Origin of the sequence: Pseudarthrobacter defluvii (assembly GCF_030323865.1) — a bacterium.
Classification (GTDB): domain Bacteria; phylum Actinomycetota; class Actinomycetes; order Actinomycetales; family Micrococcaceae; genus Arthrobacter; species Arthrobacter sedimenti.
On sequence record NZ_CP066362.1, the window covers coordinates 1117103 to 1135892 of the forward strand.

Here is an 18790-nt window from a genome sequence, read left to right on the forward strand (position 1 = left end):
CGTCTTTATGTATTCGAAGGTGATGCAGACCGCCGTGAATGCATTCAGTTTGGAGCGTTTTTACAATGTGGCGAGAACCAATTAGACGGCGAACCCGTGAGCTTCTGCGGGAATTTGTAGACCGGGCAGATGAACTCGTCCGGACCCAGGAACATGTTGAAGGTCTGCTCGGGGCGGTCGTTTCCCTTACCGAGGACCTGAGCCTGGAGGCTGTGCTTGACCGCATGGTGCAGTCCGCCTGCGAGCTTGTGGGGGCGCGGTACGGGGCTTTGGGCGTCATTGGTGACGACCAGCAGCTCAGCCATTTCATCACTGTTGGCATCGATGAAGACGGCGCCCGCGTCATCGGTGACCTTCCCACTGGCCACGGAGTGCTGGGCGAGCTGATCCGGGAGCCCAAGCCGTTGCGGCTCCATGATTTGGGTGAACAGCCCATAGCGGTGGGGTTTCCCGCGAATCACCCGCCCATGGGCACCTTCCTGGGCGTCCCCGTAAGGGTCCGGGAAGAGGTCTTTGGAAACCTGTACCTGACGGAGAAGGCCGACGGCCAGGATTTCACGGCCGAGGACGAGGACCTCGCAGTTGCCCTGGCCTCTGCCGCCGGCGTGGCCATCCAGAACGCGCGCTTGTATGAGGACAGCAACAGCCGCCAGCGGTGGCTGGAAGCGGGAATGGAAGTCAGCGACCGGCTGAAAGCCCGTCCGGGTTCGGACACCGAAAACCTGGACATGATCGCGGAACGGGCTTTGCATGCTTCCGCATCGGCCTTGTCCCTGATTGCCTCGGTAGCGGGGGACGGAACCTTGCGGTGCCGGACTTCCCTGGGGGTTCAATCAATTCCTGCGGGACAGGAACTTCCGGCGGGTGAAGCGTTGGCCCGGGTGCTTGCAACCGGCGAGTCGGCGGCCCTTACCGATGCGCTGCAGTTGTTCGATGCCGAGTCCGCTGAGAAGCTGGGGCCTGTCCTGGTGGCAGCCTTGGGAAGCGACAGTGACGGCCAGCGGCAAAGCGTGTTGATCCTGGCCAGGTCTGCCGGCGCGACTCGCTACACCGACGTCGATGTTGAACAAAGCGCGGTGTTCGCGTCCAGGATAGGCCTGACGCTTGACCTGCTTAAGGCGAACCAACTGCGCGAAGAGCACGCGTTGTTCATCGACCGGGAGCGGATCGCCGCGGACCTGCACGACCTGGTGATCCAACGGCTCTTCGCAGCCGGGCTGAGCATCCAGGGCCTGCGCCGCTACACCTCAGATCCTGCTGCCCACGAGCGCCGCATCGCCGGCATTACCGGTGAGCTGGACGACTGCATCCACCAGCTGCGCGACACCATCTACTCCCTCCAGGCACGGGAACCCGACAAGGAGCTGCTCAGCGGACGGGTGCTGCGCGCGGTCCAGGAAGCAGCCAACGCGGGCGGGTTCCTGCCTCGAATCCAGCTCTCCGGGCCGGTGGACGACGCCGTGGGCGACGATGTTGCAGAACAGCTCCTGCGCGTGCTTCACGAGAGCGTCAGCAACGCCGTCAGGCACTCGGGATCGGAGGACATCTCCATCCTGCTTGCTGCGCAGGAGGATGAAGTGGTCCTGACGGTGCGCGACAATGGCCGCGGCTTCAAGGATCCCGAACGGGTCAGCGGGTTGAACAACATGAAGAACCGGGCCGAGCGCCTGGGCGGCAGGTGCACCATTGACAGCACCCCCGGTAAAGGCACCAGCGTGACATGGACGGCTCCCGCGGCCGGCTGAGCGCGGGCGCTGTGGAGGTGCCACACGCAGTGGGTTGTCAGGGCAGCAGCTCCCAGGCGCGGGGGATGGGCGCCGGGATGAGCTGGCCCCGGCGCCGGAAGCCCAGCTTTTGGAGCACTGAGGATACATAGCCGGCAACAGTGGCTTCAGACAGCATGAGGTCCTGCCCGATCTGCCGGTTGGTGAGTCCGCGCGCCATGAGGGCCAGCACGTCCCGCTCTGTCTGCGTCATGACTTTGAGCCATGGAGCGGAAGCCGTTGCGTAGAGACTTTCCGCCACCCTCTCCCGGACACCTGGCCAGATGGCCGGAATGCCCGCGGCTGTGCTCCGGATGCATTCGACCAGGGCGGTGTTGTCACCGATCCTCTTGATGACGTAGCCTTCCGCGCCTGCCAGGACTGCTGCCCGCACGGCGTGCTGTTCATCCCAGCCGGTCAGGATCAGGCATCGGACGTCAGGGGCGCTGGAGCGTATCTCGCGGCACACCTCGATGCCTGTGCCGTCGGGCAGCCTGTCGTCCAGCACCGCGATGTCGGGCTGCAGGACGTGGATGAGCCGGACGGCCTCTGTTGCGGATCCGCTGTCGCCCGCCACCTCGAAGCCGAAATGTTCGAGCATGTCGCCAAGTCCCTGCCGGACCATCTTGTGGTCATTCAGGATGAAGACCCGGATGGGGAGGGCGGGGGACTGGGCCCCATCAGGGGGTGCTGTTGGTGTATCCATTAAGACGCTCTCGTAGGACTGATGCCCTTCCCGGCCGCCCTTTCCGCGCAGCCGCCCCTCCGAAAGGAACGCCAGTAAGTCATTCGACATTTACGGCCACTCGATTCCCAGCGCCGTGCCGGCGGAAGCGGGAAGGTCCCGCGTGATGCCGCAGACCGAACACGTGGTGCTGTGGTCCGGTCCCTTCACCCACTGGTGGGACTCCTCCAGCCGGTACTCATACCGGCCGCCGAGCTCCTGCAGCCGGTTCAGCGCCAGACTGGCAGTTTCCCACGAACTCCAGCGGCCTACCACCCCGCCCTTGTCCTTAGTGATGACATTGCACCCGCCATCCCCGAGCTCGTGGCCGCTGTCCTGCCCGCCCGGCGGCTCACCGCCGCCGTGTACTGCTTTGTACTCGTCCGCTGTTGCCATGGTCGCCATCTTTCGCCCTGGCTCAGGCAGCCTTCTGCTGCCCGCCGGTGAGGAAGAGCTCCAGCGACTGGAGCGTGATGACAGCGTCGTTGAAAGCCGGGTTGCGGTGCGGGTGCAGGCGGTGCAGCAATCCGCCGTTGTACTGGAGGCGGCGGCGGGCGGTGCTGACCGTACGGCTGGCATAAACAACATCCCCGGGGTGGCGGGGCAGGGCCTGGGTCATGCACTGTATCGATGCCAGCGCGACGGCAAGGACGTTGGCATCCATCTGCTGCCCGGCGGCCCGGTGTCCGCGGAGCTGGGAAGCGAACCCGTCCCATATGTCCCGCGCCGCCGCCCGGGCCACCTCTGTCCGTGCCTCATCGGCCGGCACACCGCCCTCCACGAGTTCCTTGTGGAAGCACTCGAACCGGCCGGCAAGCGCCTTGACCTTCTTGGCAACGTCATCTGTTTCACCTGCAGCCGACGGTGCCGGGGTGAAGTTGGAAGGATGAAGCAGCATCGCCCTCCGGCGTGCCGCTTCCGCCTGCGATACACGGGCGGGGCGAAGCGTGAGGATATCAGCGGACATGCGGGTCCTTTCAAAATCCAGCCAGTCTGCAGGGTGCGCCTGCACGCCGGCGGCAGCCTCGACGGTGCCTCCGGCGCATAGTCACTGGGGTTCATGGGGAATGCCGTTCCGGCCTCGCAATGTGAGGACCCGGACGGCGCCTTTACCAGAATGCCAAGTGCCCCGCGCCGGCTATAGGGCTGAAAGTCCCGTCCTCGGACCAGGCATTTCCGTGCCCGGTGGAAGGCGGGGGCTTTGGGCCCTGTTTCCGGTTCCGGCCCCGTCCTAGCCTGATTTTGGGAGCGCGGCGTACGGCCGCGTGCCGGACCCGGGAGGCACAGGGTGAAATCGGCAAACACAAGCATCACCGCAGGCATCGTCCTCATTGCGCTGGGGGTGCTGTTGCTGCTGGACAGGCTCGGCGTCATGGACACGGCGGCCTTCGTGGCACCGCTGATCTTCGCGGCAGTTGGAGTCTTGTTCCTGTCCCTCTTCTTCCGGCGCCGGGAGAACTGGTGGGCGGCCATCCCCGGTTCCGTGTTCCTGGGCCTGGCCGCGGTCATCACCACCACGCAGCTCACGGGCGGCGCCTGGGGAGCAGCCTTCCTGTTCCTCTTTATGGGTGCCGGTTTCGCCGCTGTCTACCTGCGGGAACCGGGCAACTGGTGGGCCCTGATCCCATCCGGTGTCATGTTCACCCTTGCGGTCATCGTCGCGCTCCCGCAGGAACTGCAGGGTACGCCCACCGCTGCCATCCTCTTCCTGGGCCTGGCGGCCACCTTTGGAGTGCTTTCCCTGATCCCGGTCAGGATGAATGAAGCCAGCAGCCACGTGGAACGGATGAAATGGCCGTTGATCCCGGCCGGGATCCTGACCGTGATGGGGCTGATCTTCGTGCTCCAGGCCACGGCCCTCCTGATTCCTGCGGACTTTGCCTTCCCGGCGGTGATGATCGTGGCCGGAGCCGCCCTGGTGGTGTACGCCTTCCTCGCCCACCGCGACGGGCGGCAGAAGTCGCACGGCCCCGGACCCCGGGCAAGCTGAAGGATCTGGCAGGCAGAGCGGCCGCGCCCTCCATCCCGAGATGGCAGTTAACGGCAATCCGGCGCGCCGATACTGCCGTTAAGTGCCACCTCGCGGCAAGGATGGCGCGAGCAGCGTGCCCCACAGGTGCCAGAGCATCCCGGCGAACGTGGCCAGGAAGGCCGCGACCGCCAGCCATAGTTCGGTCCGGCCAATGGCTGCCACCAGCGGCAGCTGGTCCGCTCGGCCCAGGTAGATCCCCGCGACGGCGTACATGCCCAGGGGAAAGATGACGCTCCACAGCCCCGGCTCGTAGGACAGCGGCACCTTGTGCAGCACGTGCCGCCACCAGCCGGCGGCGAGCAGCACGGGGAAGAGCCACGAGGCGAAGGACCAGAACACCACGGAGGCGCCCGCCACCAGCCCCCGCGTTGCATCCACCATGGGTGCTCCGGCCATCTCCACGATCCGGGCTCCGGCCAGGACGCTGATGGCCATGGCGCCCATGGCCACGAAGTATTGCGGGCGAAGGTCCTGCGGCCGGATGGGGTAGGTCATCAGCCGGAGTGAGACGAAGATTCCCACTGCGGCATAGAGGATGAGCCCTACGGACCAGGCCACGACGGCGACCAGCGCCAGGGCGGCGCGCCAGTCCGGGGCGGCGAGGGGCTCGATGGACGCTGCCGACACTGCAACCGACTGGCTGGCGACGCACCAGATGAACCACGAGCCGTTGGCATCCTTGACCACCGGCCGCTCGGACCTGCCCAGCACCGCCGTCCATGGCACGACGTAGCCGAGCACCACCCAGGCGAGCACCGCAACCACCAGGAGTACCGCCGTCGCGCCTTGCCACCCGGCCATCCCAAGCCGGGCCCCCAGCACGTTTGTTCCGGCGATGAAGGTGAAGAAGCCGAACGCCCGGCCGGGATCCAGGAAGTCGCCGCGCATGTCGGCGGCGAACCTGGCCAGGCGGAGCAGGCTGAGCGCAAGGATCACCAGGTAGGAGAGGGCACACACCACCAGCAGGGCCAGCGAAAGCGCATGGAAGCCCTCAAGCTCAAGCCCCACGGAGATGATGCCGCTGGCCATGGTGAGGGCGAAGTAGCCCGGGGTCAGGGTGCGTACCGCCTGAAGGGCGCGGGATCCGAAGGAGTGCCGGGCATCAGTGGCGGTGTCCATGCACCAAGCTTAGGACTGGCGCATCCTGCCCGACTTCGCGAGATGGCACTTCCCAGCAGTTGCCGGCGGGAACATTGCCGTCACCTGCCATCTCGCGGGAGAGGTCTTACCGGGCCTGTGCCTCCGCGGTCGCCTTGATGCTGGCCAGGAGTTCGGTCTGGCTGCGCTCGGAGATCTTCATGACCAGGGCATCAACCGCTGCCTCTGCCATGTTCCGCGGAATGACGTCGGAGCGCATGCTGAGCCTGGTCCAGCCGTTCGCCGGCGCCACTTCCACTGTGAACACCGGGCCAAGGGCCGCCTTTGACGTGAAGCGCTCATTTTGGGCGAACTCCGTGTACTCGTGCGTCGTTTTCAGCGGGATCCCCAGGACCTTCCACGCCGCCTGAAAGGTGGTCCCCACACCCTCGGGGGTGGTCTTCAACTCCGAGATCTGCACGTCCGGGCCCAGCCAGACGCGGGGATCCCTGACCAGGTCGAAAACCTGCGGCAGCGGCGCGTCGATGATGACGGAGCCGGACCATGCCAGGTTTTGCGTGAACTTCGCTTCGCTTTCGGGCGCCGTCTTCATCCCGGCCTCCACCAGGCCCTTGACGTTGGCCACCATGCCCTGGATGTCCGTTTCCGCCCACCGTGCGAACAGGGCCTGGGCCGGTACGCGGACCAGGGGTGCGGGGATGTCCAGGCTTTCCTCCACGGTCAACTCGGTCCCGTCCTCCACCGGCTCCAGCGTGAAGGTGAGCGTGGGCCCTACCGACGTGCCGGAGACGATGCGCTTGTTGGGAACCACTTCCCGGTACTCGTGGGTCACGTGCATGGGCAGGCCCCACATCTTGGCCGACCAACGCGCCGAGGTGCCTTCGCCATCGGGTTTAACGTCCAGGTGGGTGACGTCGCTGTCCCCGGGGAAGGCCTTCATCCAGTTCGTCGGGTCGCTCAGAAATGAAAACACCCTGTCCACCGGGGCGTTGATCCTGGTGCTCCGTATAAGGTTCCTGGTCATTTCCTGTCTCCTGTTCCGGCAGGTTCCTGGTTCCTGCCCTGCCTTCCAGTCCAGTTCCCCGGGCAGTTGCAGAAAAAGAGGAAAAGGTCCCGCGCGGCAGTCAGGCGGCCGCGACTGCCCGGGCCCAGTGTTCCCTCAGCAGCGCCGCGACCCGCCCAGGTTCCGCCCGGTGCGGCGGGTCGAAATGGTGCCGTTCGGGGAAGACTTCCAGCCGGTAGTCGGAGAAGACACGGGACAGCCGGTCCGCGTTGTCACCCTGTTCGTCGGGGCTGCTCATGCCGCCCAGCACAAAAAGCACGGGTTTGGCGAAGGCAGCCAAGCGGTCCCGGTCCAGCTCGTACGTGTCGAAGGCGTGCAGAAAGGCGCTGATACCGGCCGGCCGCTTGGCCATCCACGACGGCGGCGGGCCGGGCGGGGGAGGCGGCAGGACGGCGTCGGGCTTCACCTGCAGCCGCATGAAAGCGGGCATGAACTCCTCCGGCGGCAGGTCATGCAGTTCCCCATAGCGCTGCCACAGCCTGGTGTGCGCCGGGCTCCAGTCCCAGTTTCCCGCCCACGCCGGCTCCAACAAGGCCAGGCTCCGGAGCCGCTCGGGGTGCCTGGCCGTGAGCGCCAGCGCAACGGCGCCGCCACCGGAGTACCCCAGCAGGTGGAAGGTGTCCCAGCCGCGGGCATCGGCCTCGCGGAGCACGCCATCCCCCTCGGTGTCCAGGCTCCAGTCCGGCGGCGGAGCGTCCCCCTGGTAAAGCTCCAGGTCCTTGGCGACGGCGTCCACGTCAGGTCCCAGAACCTCCAGCAGCCGGCCGTAAGCGGTCCCGGCGGGAAGGACACTGCCGGGGAGCAGGACCACGCGAAACGGCTTCACGGCAGGACCTTGCGCCCCTTAGGTTCCTTGGGCTCCTTGGGCGGCAGGGACGCAACGTAGCCCAGTGCCTTCTCCGCCCATGCCCGCGCCCGCGCCTCGTCGCCGTCGCCCTCTTCATTCCAGACCTCCGGCAACCCGGTGTAGCCGCCCATCGGCCGGTCCGCGGGCCCGAACGGCACCGTCCGCTCCGATGACTCCAGCAATTCCTTGTCCTCCCGCGAGAGCTTCACCCCGATGGTGGGACCGAACAGCCCGGCGAACATGTTGCCGTTGACGAAGGCGCCCAGGTTGCCGAACATCGGCTTCACCACAACGCCCGGATGCTCCGGAACCACGCGCCGGAACCGCGCTTTCTCTTCCTCGGTGGCCTTGGGCATCTCCATGGCTTCATCTCCCGGTGGCAGGGTCTATTCCGCAGGATCTCGATGCAGGATATGCCTGATTGCCGGCGGGGTCGAGGGGCCGCCGTTGCCATGGGCCAACCAGTAATAAATGCCATTCTGAGCAGGTCAAACTTCCGGGTGGAGTGCTATATATAGCTCAAGGCAACTAATTTCCGCTGCCTTGCCAGGCGGCATGATCCGGGGTTCCGGAGGCTGGAGGCAACGGTGCAGAACACGCCAGCCCCGGCTGCCAACCCACCGAGCCGGGCCGCCAAGCTCGTGTCCCTCGCCGTCCTCAGCCTCGCTTTCCTGACCGGCTGCAGCGGCGGCACCAGCCAGTCGGTGGCCAGCGCCGTGAAGGACAGTTCCTCCGCGGTCGCCACGGCCCGGATCGCCCTGCGGCAGGACATGGACGGAAAACTGACGAAAGCCGCCGCCTCCACCAGCCTTGACGATGAGCTCAAGGAGATCCAGACCAGCCGCAGCACCATCCTGAAGCTCTCGCCGCCCTCCCAGGGAGACCGCGAAACGCAGAAGCAGGCACTGGACGTGCTGGACCAATGCGCTGCGGGGTTCGCCACCGCGCGCGCCGCACTGGCAGCGAACGACGGCGGCACCCCCTCCCTCCCGGACGCTGACAAGGCGCTCGCGGATGCGCAGGACGCCCTCAAGCAGCTCAAAGACAAGGTGGGGGACAAGTGAAACGGCTCCTCGGCGTCGCGCTCGGGATCCTCACCGCCATCGGCGGGTTCGTGGACATCGGGGACCTGGTGACCAACGCCGTCGTCGGGTCTCGCTTTGGCCTGTCCCTGGTGTGGGTGGTGGTCATCGGCGTGGTGGGGATCATCCTGTTCGCCAACATGTCCGGCCGCGTGGCGGCGGTATCCGGCCGCGCCACGTTCGAGGTGATCCGCGAACGGCTGGGCCCGCGGGCCGGGCTGGCCAACCTGTCGGCGTCGTTCCTGATCAACCTGATGACGGTCACCGCGGAGATCGGCGGTGTGGCCCTGGCCCTCCAGCTGGCCAGCAGCGTCTACTACCTGCTGTGGATACCCGTGGCCGCGGTGGCGGTGTGGCTGGTGATCTGGCGGGTCAGGTTCTCCATCATGGAAAACGTCACCGGCCTGCTGGGATTGACCCTGGTCAGCTTCGCCGTGGCGCTGTTCCTGCTCAAGCCGGACTGGGGGTCGCTCGCCGGCCAGCTGGCACCCGCCGTGCCCCAGCAGGAAACGGTGTGGAGCTACAGCTACTACGCCATTGCCCTGTTCGGCGCCGCCCTGACCCCGTACGAGGTGTTCTTCTTCTCCTCCGGCGCTGTGGAGGAGGGGTGGAAAGCGAAGGACCTGGCCCAGTCCCGGATCAATGTGCTGGTTGGCTTCCCGCTGGGCGGCCTGCTGTCCATCTCGATCGCCGCGTGCGCCACAGTGGTCCTCCTGCCCGCCGGCATCTCGGTGACCTCGCTGTCCCAGGTGGTCCTGCCCGTGGCCGAGGGCGCCGGGAAGCTGGGGCTGGCGTTTGTCCTGGTGGGCATGGTCGCGGCCACCTTCGGTGCGGCACTGGAAACCACACTCTCCAGCGGCTACACGCTGGCGCAGTTCTTCGGCTGGTCCTGGGGCAAGTTCCGCCGCCCCGCCCAGGCCGCCCGCTTCCACCTGTCCATGATCGTGTGCCTGCTGGTGGGCATCGGCGTGCTGGCAACCGGCGTCGACCCCGTCCTGGTGACCGAATACTCGGTGGTGTTCTCCGCGATCGCCCTGCCCCTGACCTACCTGCCCATCCTCATCGTGGCCAACGATCCCCAATACATGCGCGAGCACGTGAACGGCCGGGCGGTGAACGCGCTCGGCATGGTCTACCTGGTGATCATCCTGGTGGCGTCCATCGCCGCCATTCCGCTCATGATCGTGACAGGAGCAGGCTCATGACCTCCGCGCCCGCCCCGCTGCCCAAGGCCCCGCACGTGGCCGGCCGCATCCTGGATGCCCAGCTGCACCTGATGGACCGGCAGGTGTTGGACCACGACGGCGTCCCGGTCACCACCGTGGATGACCTTGAGGTGAGCGGGCCTGCTTTGGACGTGGAGATTGCGCGTGGGACGCCCCCGCCGGTGATCACGGCGCTGCTGACCGGTTCCGTCCTGGGGACGCGCATCTTCGGCGGCAGGCCGCCGTCGTCCCGGCTGATCCGCATCCCGTGGAAGGACGTGGCGGAGGTGGGGGTGGTGGTGCGGCTTGGCGTCAAGGGTGAGCCGCTGGATGCCAGCTGGGTGGAACGGTGGGTCCGGGACAAGATCATCGCCCGCATCCCGGGAGGCCGCCATGATCCTCGGTGACCTGCTGGGCACACCCGTGCTGGATGCCGACGGCGGAAGGCTGGGCCGGGTGGCGGATGTCCGGTTCGTGCTGGACGGTGCCCCGCACCAGCTGATGGCCGAACCGCGGCTGCTGGGGTTGGTGGTCGGGCCGCACAGCGCGGCCTCGTTCATGGGGTATGAACGGAACGGCCTCACCCGGCCCTACATGATTGCCCGGATCCTTCGGTGGCGGCACCGCGGATCGTTCCTGGTGCTGTGGGAGGACGTTGCCATGGTGGGCGCCCGCTCCGTCCGGCTCCGTCCCGGGTTCACCCGATACAGCACCGCCCTCGAAGACGGGGCGGAGGCGTAATGCGGGCCTGAACTGGGGAGCGATTAGGTGTGGGACCAATCTCCTGTAGTGTTGAACCTGTTGTTGTGTTTATGCAGTTGGTAGTTCAGGCAGTACGCGCGGTCGAAAGTCCGTGTTCTTCTGAAGTAGCGGTTTTTGAACACCCCACGCCGGAGGGCCCGAAAGTCGGGACATCCCCTCCACCTTCACGAAGGACAAAATAAATGGCTACTGGTACCGTCAAATGGTTTAACGCTGAAAAGGGCTTCGGCTTCATCTCCCCGGACGACTCCTCGCAGGACGTGTTCGCGCACTACTCCGCGATCAACTCCTCCGGCTTCCGCTCCCTCGAAGAGAACCAGAAGGTTTCCTTCGACACCGAGCAGGGCCCCAAGGGTCCCCAGGCCACCAACATCCAGGCTCTCTAATTTCCTAGGGATCCGGGACCGTTAGGTTTCTCAAAAAGCAGGGCTTGCCGAATTTCGGCAGGCCCTGCTTTTTTATTAACCCACGTGTGCTGGAAGTCCCGGGTTCCGTGCCCGGTTGGGGCGTTTGCTCCAACCGGGCACGCCGGCACTGGCGGCCTTCCGGTGCGGACAGGCCTAGGCGCCAGCCGGCTCCCCGGGCTGACCTGCCGCGGACGACCGGCCGGGGTGTGGATGGCCCAGTGCGCTCGATCCGGAAGCCGGAGAGAGGCCCAGGCGCCTGACAACCTCGGCGGCTTCCTCAGCGGGAGTCCGCCCCACGTCCACCACGATGGTGTTTTCATCCGGTCCCGGCGGCTCAAGGGTGGCGATCTGCGAATCCAGCAGTGACGGGGGCATGTAGTGGTCCATCCGTGCCGTCAGCCGCCGGCCGATCTGTTCCTTGGAGCCGGACAGATGCACGAAAACGACGTTCTTCTCGCGGAGCCGGTCCCGGTAGATCTTCTTCAGCGCCGAGCAGGTGATGATGCCCGGTATTCCAGCCATCGTATGCTCAATGATCCACGAGGCGATGGTGTCCAGCCAGGGCCAGCGGTCTTCGTCCGTCAGGGGGATCCCGGAGGCCATCTTTGCCACGTTTTCGGCTGGGTGCAGGTCGTCGCCTTCCTCCAGGTCCCAGCCGAGCTGGCCCGCAAGGATGCCTGCCACCGTCGACTTGCCCGACCCGGACACGCCCATGATGACGAGAACCGGCTGCTGGACGGACTCGGGGGTGGGTGCGGCGTCCATCAAGGGATCACCACTGAGAGGATCATGACCAGGGCGAATCCGACCACGGAGATGAGGGTTTCCATGACGGACCACGTTTTGAATGTCTGGCCTACGCTCAGGCCAAAGAGTTCCTTGACCAGCCAGAAACCGGCGTCGTTCACGTGGGAGAGGAACAAGGAGCCAGCGCCGACAGCGAGGACGAGCAGGCCTGCGTGGCCGGGGGAGAGGCTTGCCGCCAAGGGCGCAACAATGCCTGCCGCCGTCACCGTTGCCACGGTGGCTGAACCGGTTGCGAGCCGGATTGCGACCGCGATGAGGAAGCCCAGGACCAGGACGGAGATGTTGGCTCCGGTGGCCCACTTGGCAACGGCATCGCCCACTCCGGCTCCGATGAGGGTCTGCTTGAATCCGCCACCTGCACCCACGATCAGGATCACCGCCGCGATGGGGCCCACCGACGCGCCGATCTTGCTTCCGATCTTGGTGCCGGTGAAGCCGACGGCATAGCCGAACGTCACCAGGGCCAGCAGGACTGCGAGGGTCATGGCCACCAGCGGTTCACCGATGAAGTCAAAGAAGACGCGGGCCGCGCTGGGGTTCTTGGAGTTGGGGTCAACGATGTCCACTACGGCCTTGAGGAGCATCAGCACCACAGGGAAGACGATGGTCAGCAGGGTCACGAGGAAGGTCGGCTGGCGTTTAACGTCGGGGTCGGCCTGGGTGTGTTCGGTGTCGATGCCGCCGGCCACCTTGGGTGCATCCACCGGCACCCAGCGCGCAGCGTAGATGGCGAACAGCGGACCGCAGATGATGACGGTGGGAATGGCGATCAGGAGGCCGAGGGCCAGGGTGATGCCCAGCGGGGCGTTGAGGCTGGAGATGGCCACGAGCGGGCCGGGGTGCGGCGGGACCAGGCCGTGCAGGACCGAGAGGCCAGCGAGGGCGGGAATGGCAACGCGCATCAGCTTCCGGCCGGAGCGCTGGGCCACCAGGACGATGACAGGAAGCAGCAGCACAAGGCCGATTTCGAAGAACATCGGCAAACCGATGATGACGGCCACCAGTGCCATGGCCCAGGGCAGGACTTTCGGGGAGACTTTGCCAAGCAGGGTGTCCACCACCCGGTTGGCGCCCCCGGAGTCTGCCAACAGTTTGCCCAGCATGGCGCCGAGCGCGATCAGCAGGCCAACTTCTTTCAGCGTGCCACCGACGCCGTCTTCGAAGTTGCTGACGACCTTGCCCAGTTCGACCCCGGAGGCGAGGCCAACAAACGCCGATCCAAGGACCAGCGAGAGGAACGGGTGGAGTTTGAGTTTGACGATCAGGAAAACGATCAGCGCAATGCCGATGGCAGCGACCACGACCAGTTGCGTATCGTGTCCGTTCCACGGCTCTGTGGCGGCGGGAAGGAGAAGGGATTGCATGTTGCTTCCTCGATGTGGGGTACGGCCGCCAACGAAACTGGTGGCGTGCCGTAATAAGTATGACGTATGACACCACCGTACTGAATATGTCCTACTTATATGAACTCCACGCAACGCTCCAGCAGCTCCCGCGCCAGCTGAAAGAGCCAACTGCGGGTGGCCCTGACGTGGCTGGTGGGAACACCTGCCGCGTCGCCGTCGTTATGCCCGTTGGTGCGCCACGCCGGTGCGCCGCCCGCCGACCGAAGGACACCCCTTGACTCCTCGCACCATTGTGATTACCGGCGCCAGCGACGGCATCGGAGCGGCAGCGGCACGGACGCTGGCCAAGGCAGGGGAGCAGGTGGTCGTCGTCGGCCGGTCCTCGGAAAAGACCCGCGCCCTGGCCGGAGACATCGGCGCGGACCACTACCTGGCCGACTTCGCCGAACTGGCACAGGTCCGCGACCTCGCGGAGAAACTGAAGGCCAACTACCCGCGCATCGACGTCCTGGCCAACAACGCCGGTGGCATCATGGGCAAGCGCACCCTCACCGTGGACGGCAACGAATCCACGTTCCAGGTCAACCACCTGGCGCCGTTCCTGCTCACCACCCTCCTCATGGACACGCTCACCGCCAGCAAGGCGAAGGTGATCAACACCTCCAGCGCCGCCAATAACTTCGGCAAGCTGGACCTCTTCGACCTCGCGGCTGAGCACGGCTATAGCACCAACCGGGCCTACGGCACCGGCAAGCTGGCCAACATCCTGTTCACCTCCGAGCTGCACCGCCGCTTCCACGAAGAGGGCATTACGACGGCGGCGTTCCACCCCGGCGTGGTCCGCACCAACTTCGCGGCGGAGTCTTCAAGCCCCTTCCGGCACGTGTACACAACGCTGCTGAACCGGTTCATGCTCAGCCCTGACCAGGGTGCCGACACGATGCTGTGGCTCATCAACGGCACCGCGGGCACGGACTGGATTTCCGGCGCCTACTACGCCAAACGCGCACTGGCCAAGGCCAGCCCCCAGGCGTACGCCGCCGTGCTGGCGCGCGGACTGTGGGAGAAGAGCGGGGAACTGGTCAAGGCGTTCACCTGAACAGGCCGTTATTCGCAGCCCACGCCGTCGTGGTCCGCGTCCAGCCCGTAGATGTCCCGGCCAATGACCTGGACCGGCCCGCGGACGTAGGCAGGTCCGTTGCCGCTTCCGCCGGCGCAGTCCACGTCGGAGGCGATAGGGACGCAGCCTGAATAGTTGGGGTCGCAGCCCGGATTGGTCCCCGGAACGGCTGGTGCCACGCGAGCCGGAGGGGCGGCGGCCTTCGCAGCTGCCTCCGCGGCTGCCTTTGCTGCCGCCTCCTGGGCCGCCTTCGCCTCGGCGGCCTGCTGGGCTGCTGCAGCGTCGGCAGCGGCCTTGTCTGCTGCTGCCTTGTCTGCCGCGGCTTTATCGGCGGCCGCTTTGTCTGCCGCCGCCTTCTCCGCTGCTGCTTTGTCTGCCGCCGCTTTCGCTGCCTCCGCGGCGGCGATCTTGTCGGTAACCCGCTTGGATTCGGCGGCTTCGAGCCACACCAGCCTGCCGGACTCGTCCTTGGTGCATACGTAGCTCGTGCCGCCAGCGACCTGCTGGGCGTTGACAGCCGTGCACGGCGTGTTGGCGACGCGGGCGCTGGCGGTGGGAGTCGCCGTGGGGGTTGCGGAGGCAGCGTCGGTGGCGGGTCCGGCAGCGGAGGTCAGCGCGGCCTGGGGTGCGCCGCAGCCGGCCAGGAGAAGCACGACGGCGGCAGCGGCCCCGGCGCCCTTCGCCTTACTGGTCCCCTTCCGCAGTGAAGATACTGCCGGGGGCGGACGAAGCTACGCTGGCCGTGCATCCGCATCCAGCACACGCATTTGGGGGACAACTATGCCCGGCTTCCACAACTTTTCCCTGCCCTCTTCACGCCGCCAGGAAGACACATCCCCGGGGGGGAGAACTGGGTTAAGCGCAAATCTTGATTTATTCCTTGGGCAACCCTCAGAGACGGCGGGTTGGCGTCAATTTCCGTCCTGTGACCCGTCCGGGGATTCGCTGTGCGGTGCACCCTTCGCCCCGTCGTGCGTTGGGTCCGGGCCGTGGCCGGGCTTCTTGCCGTTGGGGCTGTAGGGCGCCATACGGCGGGGCGGCAGCTCCTTGATGAGTTCGTTGACCGCATGCGCCACGAGGTCCCGTTCATGGGAAGGCAGTTCCAGCGATCCATTGAGGTAGGCGTCAATCTCGTACTCGCCGGCCGCCCCCGTGAAACTGAAATAGCGCATCCAGACTGCACTGAGGGTTATCCCGGATTCCTGCATGGCTTCGCGGGTTGCCTGCGCCTGCTTTGAAGGGCTGGCTGATTCGTCCACAGGGCGGTCCTACTCGCCGGAGGTACCGTCGAGGATCCCGCGTGCTATCTCCTGCAGTGGCCTGCCCTCTTTCCGGGAGGCGGCCAGCAACACTTCCAGGGCCTCGCGGGAGACAATGCCCAGCCGCTCCATCAGGATGCCCTGGGCCTGCGAGATCATGTCCCTGTTGGCAAGGGCCTCCACGAGTTGCGCGCTCAGCCGTTGTGTTGCCTCCCGGTCCCGCACGCTGCCGAGCAGGGCGGCCGCAGGCCCGGCCAGCCGCTCAATCAGGAAGACGGAATGATCATCGAAAGCCATGGGCGACGGCGAGTACACCTTTAGCGCACCGATCCGCCTTCCCTCAGTGGTCAGCGGGGCACTGAGCACGGACCGCAGCGGAAGGCCCGCAATCGCAGCAGTCCACCTGGGCCAGCGGGTCTCCTGCGCGGTGTCCTGGATTATGATGGCCCGCTGTTCGGCCCATGCGCTCAGGCACGGTCCCTGTCCCAGTTCATACTGCAGCTTGTCTGCCTGGAGAACGAAGGGATCGGTGGCACCGGCACTTTCCCTGCGCCCACGGGCGTTGATGATTGAAGCACCGGCGCCTACCGCGTTAGGGATCGAATCGCGGAGGGCGTAGGCCAGGGACTGAACAGACTTGGACGCGCTCTCCTCGGTAAGGAAGCCGCCAGCGGCTTGACCCGTGAGCTTGGCCAGTTCATCGGCCAGCGGTAGGGAGTTGTCCATAGTTGATCACCTATTCGTGCCCCGACGCCGAGACTGCTGGATGAAAGGTTGGCCGGCTCTTCCCATCGGAACGGCAAGAGCAGGTCAAAGTGCGTGGCGCGGTTGTGCCTTTGATGAAAACACTAGTCCCTTCCGTTACGGATGCACCTGCCCGCAACGCCCTGCTTAGCCCTGCCGCGCCAGTGCCTCGCCGATGATCCGCGCTCCCTGCAAATAGGCGCCCGGGTTCGGGCCTGAATAGTTGAGCCGGATGAAGGCCCCCGCCGGTTCGGCAGGAAACCACTCAGTGCCGGCGGCAATGATGACACCGGCGTCTCCGCAGTCCCGCACCAGGCGGGGAAGATCGGTGGTGTCCGGCAGGCGCACCCACAGGTTGAGTCCGCCCTTGGGCAGGTTATCGATGTGGGCCTGTGGCACGTGCTCGCGGACGCTGGTGGCCAGCAGGTCCCGGCGCGACTGGAGCTGCTGTCGCAGGCTGCGCAGGTGTGTTTGCCAGCCGGGCTGGGTCACCACGTCCAACGCCGCCGCCTGCAGCAGCCCGCTCACGTACATGGACTCGGCGGCCCGGTGGCCCAGGATTCGTTCCCGCGCCGGTCCGCGCGCGATCACGGCAGCGACGCGGATGGCGGTGGAAACGCTCTTGGTCAGGGACCGGATGTACACCACATGGCCAGCATCATCCCTGATGGCCAGCGGCATCGGGTCCGAGGCAATGCCGAAATCGTGCGCCCAGTCGTCCTCCACCAAAAACGCGCCGTGCCGGCGTGCCACCTCCAGCACCTCGTCGCCACGGCCCCGGGACCACTGGCTACCGGCGGGATTCGAATAGTTTGGCTGCACGTAGAAGGCGCGCGCTCCGGTCTCGGCAAAGGCACGCTCCACGTCCGCCGGGTCCGGTCCCTCCGGCCCGCTGGGCACCGGAACCAGCCGCACGCCGGTCTGGGCCGCAGCCAGGATGGCGCCCCAGTAGGACGGAGACTCGATGAGCAGCGGCTGGCCGGCACCCACCAGCGCCCGGAAGATGGAGCTGAGTCCGCTTTGGCTTCCCGGCAGCACAATGACGTCATTCGGCGTCGGGGGAGTGATGCCCACCGGTGTCGCTGATCCCAGTTCCTGGGCGAACCATTGCTGCAGTTCGGGCATGCCGGCAGCGGGTGGCCTGGACAGGGCGGCGTCGCCGCGCGCGGCGCGGGCCAGGGCGGAGCGGACCAGCCGCTCGGGCAGCAGTTCGCGGTCCGGGTAGCCGGAGTGGAACCAGATGGCGTCGCCGGGAACGTTGCGCATGGTGCTCGACGACGGCGGCAGCGGGGACGACGGCGGCCGCAGCGCAGCGGTTTGCCAGCCATAGTCCGACGGCCGTGCGGTGCGCACGGCCCGGACGAACGTTCCCACGCCCGGCCGGCTGTCGATCAGCCCCTGCGCGGTCAGCGCCTGGAGCGCCTTTTGCACCGTTACGGGGCTGGCCTGGTACTCGGCCACCAGTTGCCGCGTGGACGGCAGCCGGGCTCCCGGGGCGACGTTCGAAATCCAGCCGCGGAGTGCCACAACGATCCGCGAGCTGCTATCGTTATTCATGAAAGAACATAGTAGCGCTACTGACGTGGATGACCCAGTGGTACTGCCGCCCGACAGCGGTGGACTCAATAGTTCCGCTGCAGTCCGCAGAGCCACCGGAATCTGGTGGGGCCTCCTGGGTGTTGCGGCCTTCTCCTTCACCATTCCCTTCACCCGGGTAGCCGTCGCCGGAATCCCGCCGCTGTTCATCGGTTCCGGCCGTGCCGTGGTGGCGGCAATCCTCGCCGCCGCAGCCCTGGCCCTCACCCGCCAACGGCTGCCGCAACCCCGCACATGGCTGCGCCTCGCACTCGTGGCCGCGGGCGTCGTCGTCGGCTTCCCGCTGCTCACCTCGTATGCACTTACCGCCGTCCCTGCGGGTCACGGGGCGGTGGTCATCGCCCTCTTGCCGGCCGCCACTGCAACGGCGGCCATCCTGCGCACCGGTGAGCGGCCGCGACCCGCCTTCTGGGCGGTGATGCTGCTCGGCTCGCTGGCAGCGGTGTCTTTCGCGTTCCTGCAGTCCGGCGGAGTGGGGCACCTGCACTGGGCCGATCTCCTGCTGCTCGGCGCCGTGGCCTGTGCGGCGCTGGGGTATGCGGAAGGCGGCTTGCTGGCCCGCGATCTGGGATCATGGCAGACCATCGCGTGGGCGCTGGTCCTCGCCGCGCCGGCCATGCTGGTCCTGGCCCTGGTTTCCCTCCTGGACCAGCCGCCGTCGGCCACCCCCGTCCAGTGGGCCGCGTTCGGCTACCTTGCCGTGGTGAGCATGTTCCTGGGCTTCTTTGCCTGGTACCGCGGCCTGGCCGCCGGTCCCATGGCGCAGGTGAGCCAAATCCAGCTGCTCCAGCCCGTGATGAGCATCTGCTGGGCGGCCCTCCTGCTGGGCGAGGCCATTACCTGGACCACCGTCATCGGCGCCCTTGCCGTCATCCTCTGCGCAGCCGCAGCCGTCCGCGTCCGGATCAAACCAATCTCCTGACCACCGAAAGGAC

General features: G+C 66.5%; 22 protein-coding genes. 9 read left to right on the forward strand and 13 right to left on the reverse strand.

Annotation, left to right across the window (positions count from 1 at the left end; genetic code table 11):
- Window positions 1–65: 65 nt before the first annotated feature.
- Window positions 66–1745, forward strand: a complete 1680-nt coding sequence (locus tag JCQ34_RS05225; protein ID WP_286402642.1) for a GAF domain-containing sensor histidine kinase — start codon at window positions 66–68, stop codon at window positions 1743–1745.
- A gap of 37 nt (window positions 1746–1782) precedes the next feature.
- On the opposite strand, the gene JCQ34_RS05230 is transcribed toward JCQ34_RS05225, so the two are convergent.
- From JCQ34_RS05230 to JCQ34_RS05240, 3 genes are all read right to left on the reverse strand, one after another.
- A complete protein-coding gene (locus tag JCQ34_RS05230) occupies window positions 1783–2469 on the reverse strand; it encodes a response regulator (protein ID WP_286402644.1) in 687 nt (228 codons plus the stop codon).
- Window positions 2470–2559: 90 nt separating this feature from the next.
- Window positions 2560–2883, reverse strand: a complete 324-nt coding sequence (locus JCQ34_RS05235) for a hypothetical protein (protein ID WP_286402646.1) — start codon at window positions 2881–2883, stop codon at window positions 2560–2562.
- A 22-nt stretch (window positions 2884–2905) separates the two neighbouring features.
- Window positions 2906–3454 carry a hypothetical protein gene (locus tag JCQ34_RS05240; RefSeq protein WP_286402648.1) on the reverse strand — a complete coding sequence of 183 codons (549 nt, stop codon included), beginning with the start codon at window positions 3452–3454 and terminating at the stop codon, window positions 2906–2908.
- A 321-nt stretch (window positions 3455–3775) separates the two neighbouring features.
- Between JCQ34_RS05240 and JCQ34_RS05245 the strand changes: the two genes are divergently transcribed.
- Window positions 3776–4477: a hypothetical protein gene (locus tag JCQ34_RS05245; RefSeq protein WP_286402649.1), complete on the forward strand. Its 702-nt coding sequence runs from the start codon at window positions 3776–3778 to the stop codon at window positions 4475–4477.
- Between the two features lie 78 nt (window positions 4478–4555).
- Here the strand turns inward: JCQ34_RS05245 and JCQ34_RS05250 are convergent, their stop codons facing one another.
- The 4 genes from JCQ34_RS05250 to JCQ34_RS05265 form a co-directional block, all read right to left on the reverse strand.
- A complete protein-coding gene (locus JCQ34_RS05250; protein WP_286402650.1) occupies window positions 4556–5638 on the reverse strand; it encodes a tellurite resistance/C4-dicarboxylate transporter family protein in 1083 nt (360 codons plus the stop codon).
- A gap of 106 nt (window positions 5639–5744) precedes the next feature.
- Window positions 5745–6641, reverse strand: a complete 897-nt coding sequence (locus JCQ34_RS05255; protein WP_286402652.1) for an SRPBCC family protein — start codon at window positions 6639–6641, stop codon at window positions 5745–5747.
- 100 nt (window positions 6642–6741) lie between these two features.
- A complete protein-coding gene (locus JCQ34_RS05260) occupies window positions 6742–7506 on the reverse strand; it encodes an alpha/beta fold hydrolase (RefSeq protein WP_286402654.1) in 765 nt (254 codons plus the stop codon).
- Window positions 7503–7889, reverse strand: coding sequence for a TfoX/Sxy family protein (locus JCQ34_RS05265; RefSeq protein WP_286402656.1), 387 nt, complete (start codon window positions 7887–7889; stop codon window positions 7503–7505). The genes JCQ34_RS05260 and JCQ34_RS05265 overlap by 4 nt, the downstream gene beginning before the upstream one ends.
- A gap of 225 nt (window positions 7890–8114) precedes the next feature.
- Between JCQ34_RS05265 and JCQ34_RS05270 the strand changes: the two genes are divergently transcribed.
- The 5 genes from JCQ34_RS05270 to JCQ34_RS05290 all read left to right on the forward strand — a co-directional run bounded on the left by JCQ34_RS05270 (window position 8115) and on the right by JCQ34_RS05290 (window position 10962).
- Window positions 8115–8591: a hypothetical protein gene (locus JCQ34_RS05270; RefSeq protein ID WP_286402658.1), complete on the forward strand. Its 477-nt coding sequence runs from the start codon at window positions 8115–8117 to the stop codon at window positions 8589–8591.
- Window positions 8588–9814: an Nramp family divalent metal transporter gene (locus JCQ34_RS05275; protein WP_286402659.1), complete on the forward strand. Its 1227-nt coding sequence runs from the start codon at window positions 8588–8590 to the stop codon at window positions 9812–9814. The genes JCQ34_RS05270 and JCQ34_RS05275 overlap by 4 nt, the downstream gene beginning before the upstream one ends.
- Complete coding sequence (locus JCQ34_RS05280; RefSeq protein ID WP_286402661.1) at window positions 9811–10221, forward strand: hypothetical protein; 411 nt, start codon at window positions 9811–9813, stop codon at window positions 10219–10221. The genes JCQ34_RS05275 and JCQ34_RS05280 overlap by 4 nt, the downstream gene beginning before the upstream one ends.
- Window positions 10208–10555, forward strand: coding sequence for a PRC-barrel domain-containing protein (locus tag JCQ34_RS05285; protein WP_286402663.1), 348 nt, complete (start codon window positions 10208–10210; stop codon window positions 10553–10555). The genes JCQ34_RS05280 and JCQ34_RS05285 overlap by 14 nt, the downstream gene beginning before the upstream one ends.
- A gap of 203 nt (window positions 10556–10758) precedes the next feature.
- A complete protein-coding gene (locus JCQ34_RS05290; protein ID WP_015936345.1) occupies window positions 10759–10962 on the forward strand; it encodes a cold-shock protein in 204 nt (67 codons plus the stop codon).
- 174 nt (window positions 10963–11136) lie between these two features.
- Here the strand turns inward: JCQ34_RS05290 and JCQ34_RS05295 are convergent, their stop codons facing one another.
- Both JCQ34_RS05295 and JCQ34_RS05300 read right to left on the reverse strand, forming a co-directional pair.
- Entirely contained in the window at window positions 11137–11748 is a 612-nt protein-coding gene (locus tag JCQ34_RS05295) for a gluconokinase (RefSeq protein WP_142130762.1), read from the reverse strand.
- Complete coding sequence (locus JCQ34_RS05300) at window positions 11748–13154, reverse strand: gluconate:H+ symporter (protein ID WP_286402667.1); 1407 nt, start codon at window positions 13152–13154, stop codon at window positions 11748–11750. The genes JCQ34_RS05295 and JCQ34_RS05300 overlap by 1 nt, the downstream gene beginning before the upstream one ends.
- A 256-nt stretch (window positions 13155–13410) precedes the next feature.
- Between JCQ34_RS05300 and JCQ34_RS05305 the strand changes: the two genes are divergently transcribed.
- Entirely contained in the window at window positions 13411–14235 is an 825-nt protein-coding gene (locus JCQ34_RS05305; protein WP_286402669.1) for an SDR family NAD(P)-dependent oxidoreductase, read from the forward strand.
- 8 nt (window positions 14236–14243) lie between these two features.
- Here JCQ34_RS05305 and JCQ34_RS05310 read toward each other — a convergent pair whose 3' ends face one another.
- From JCQ34_RS05310 to JCQ34_RS05325, 4 genes are all read right to left on the reverse strand, one after another.
- Window positions 14244–14909, reverse strand: coding sequence for a hypothetical protein (locus tag JCQ34_RS05310; protein WP_350310808.1), 666 nt, complete (start codon window positions 14907–14909; stop codon window positions 14244–14246).
- Window positions 14910–15167: 258 nt separating this feature from the next.
- Entirely contained in the window at window positions 15168–15515 is a 348-nt protein-coding gene (locus tag JCQ34_RS05315; protein WP_286402671.1) for a hypothetical protein, read from the reverse strand.
- A gap of 9 nt (window positions 15516–15524) precedes the next feature.
- Window positions 15525–16241: a GAF and ANTAR domain-containing protein gene (locus JCQ34_RS05320; protein WP_286402672.1), complete on the reverse strand. Its 717-nt coding sequence runs from the start codon at window positions 16239–16241 to the stop codon at window positions 15525–15527.
- A gap of 165 nt (window positions 16242–16406) precedes the next feature.
- Complete coding sequence (locus JCQ34_RS05325; protein WP_286402673.1) at window positions 16407–17816, reverse strand: PLP-dependent aminotransferase family protein; 1410 nt, start codon at window positions 17814–17816, stop codon at window positions 16407–16409.
- On the opposite strand from JCQ34_RS05325, the gene JCQ34_RS05330 reads away from it, so the two are divergent.
- Window positions 17815–18777 (forward strand): DMT family transporter, encoded by a 963-nt coding sequence (locus JCQ34_RS05330; RefSeq protein WP_286402674.1) that lies wholly within the window; start codon window positions 17815–17817, stop codon window positions 18775–18777. The genes JCQ34_RS05325 and JCQ34_RS05330 overlap by 2 nt on opposite strands.
- The last annotated feature ends 13 nt before the right edge of the window (window positions 18778–18790 follow it).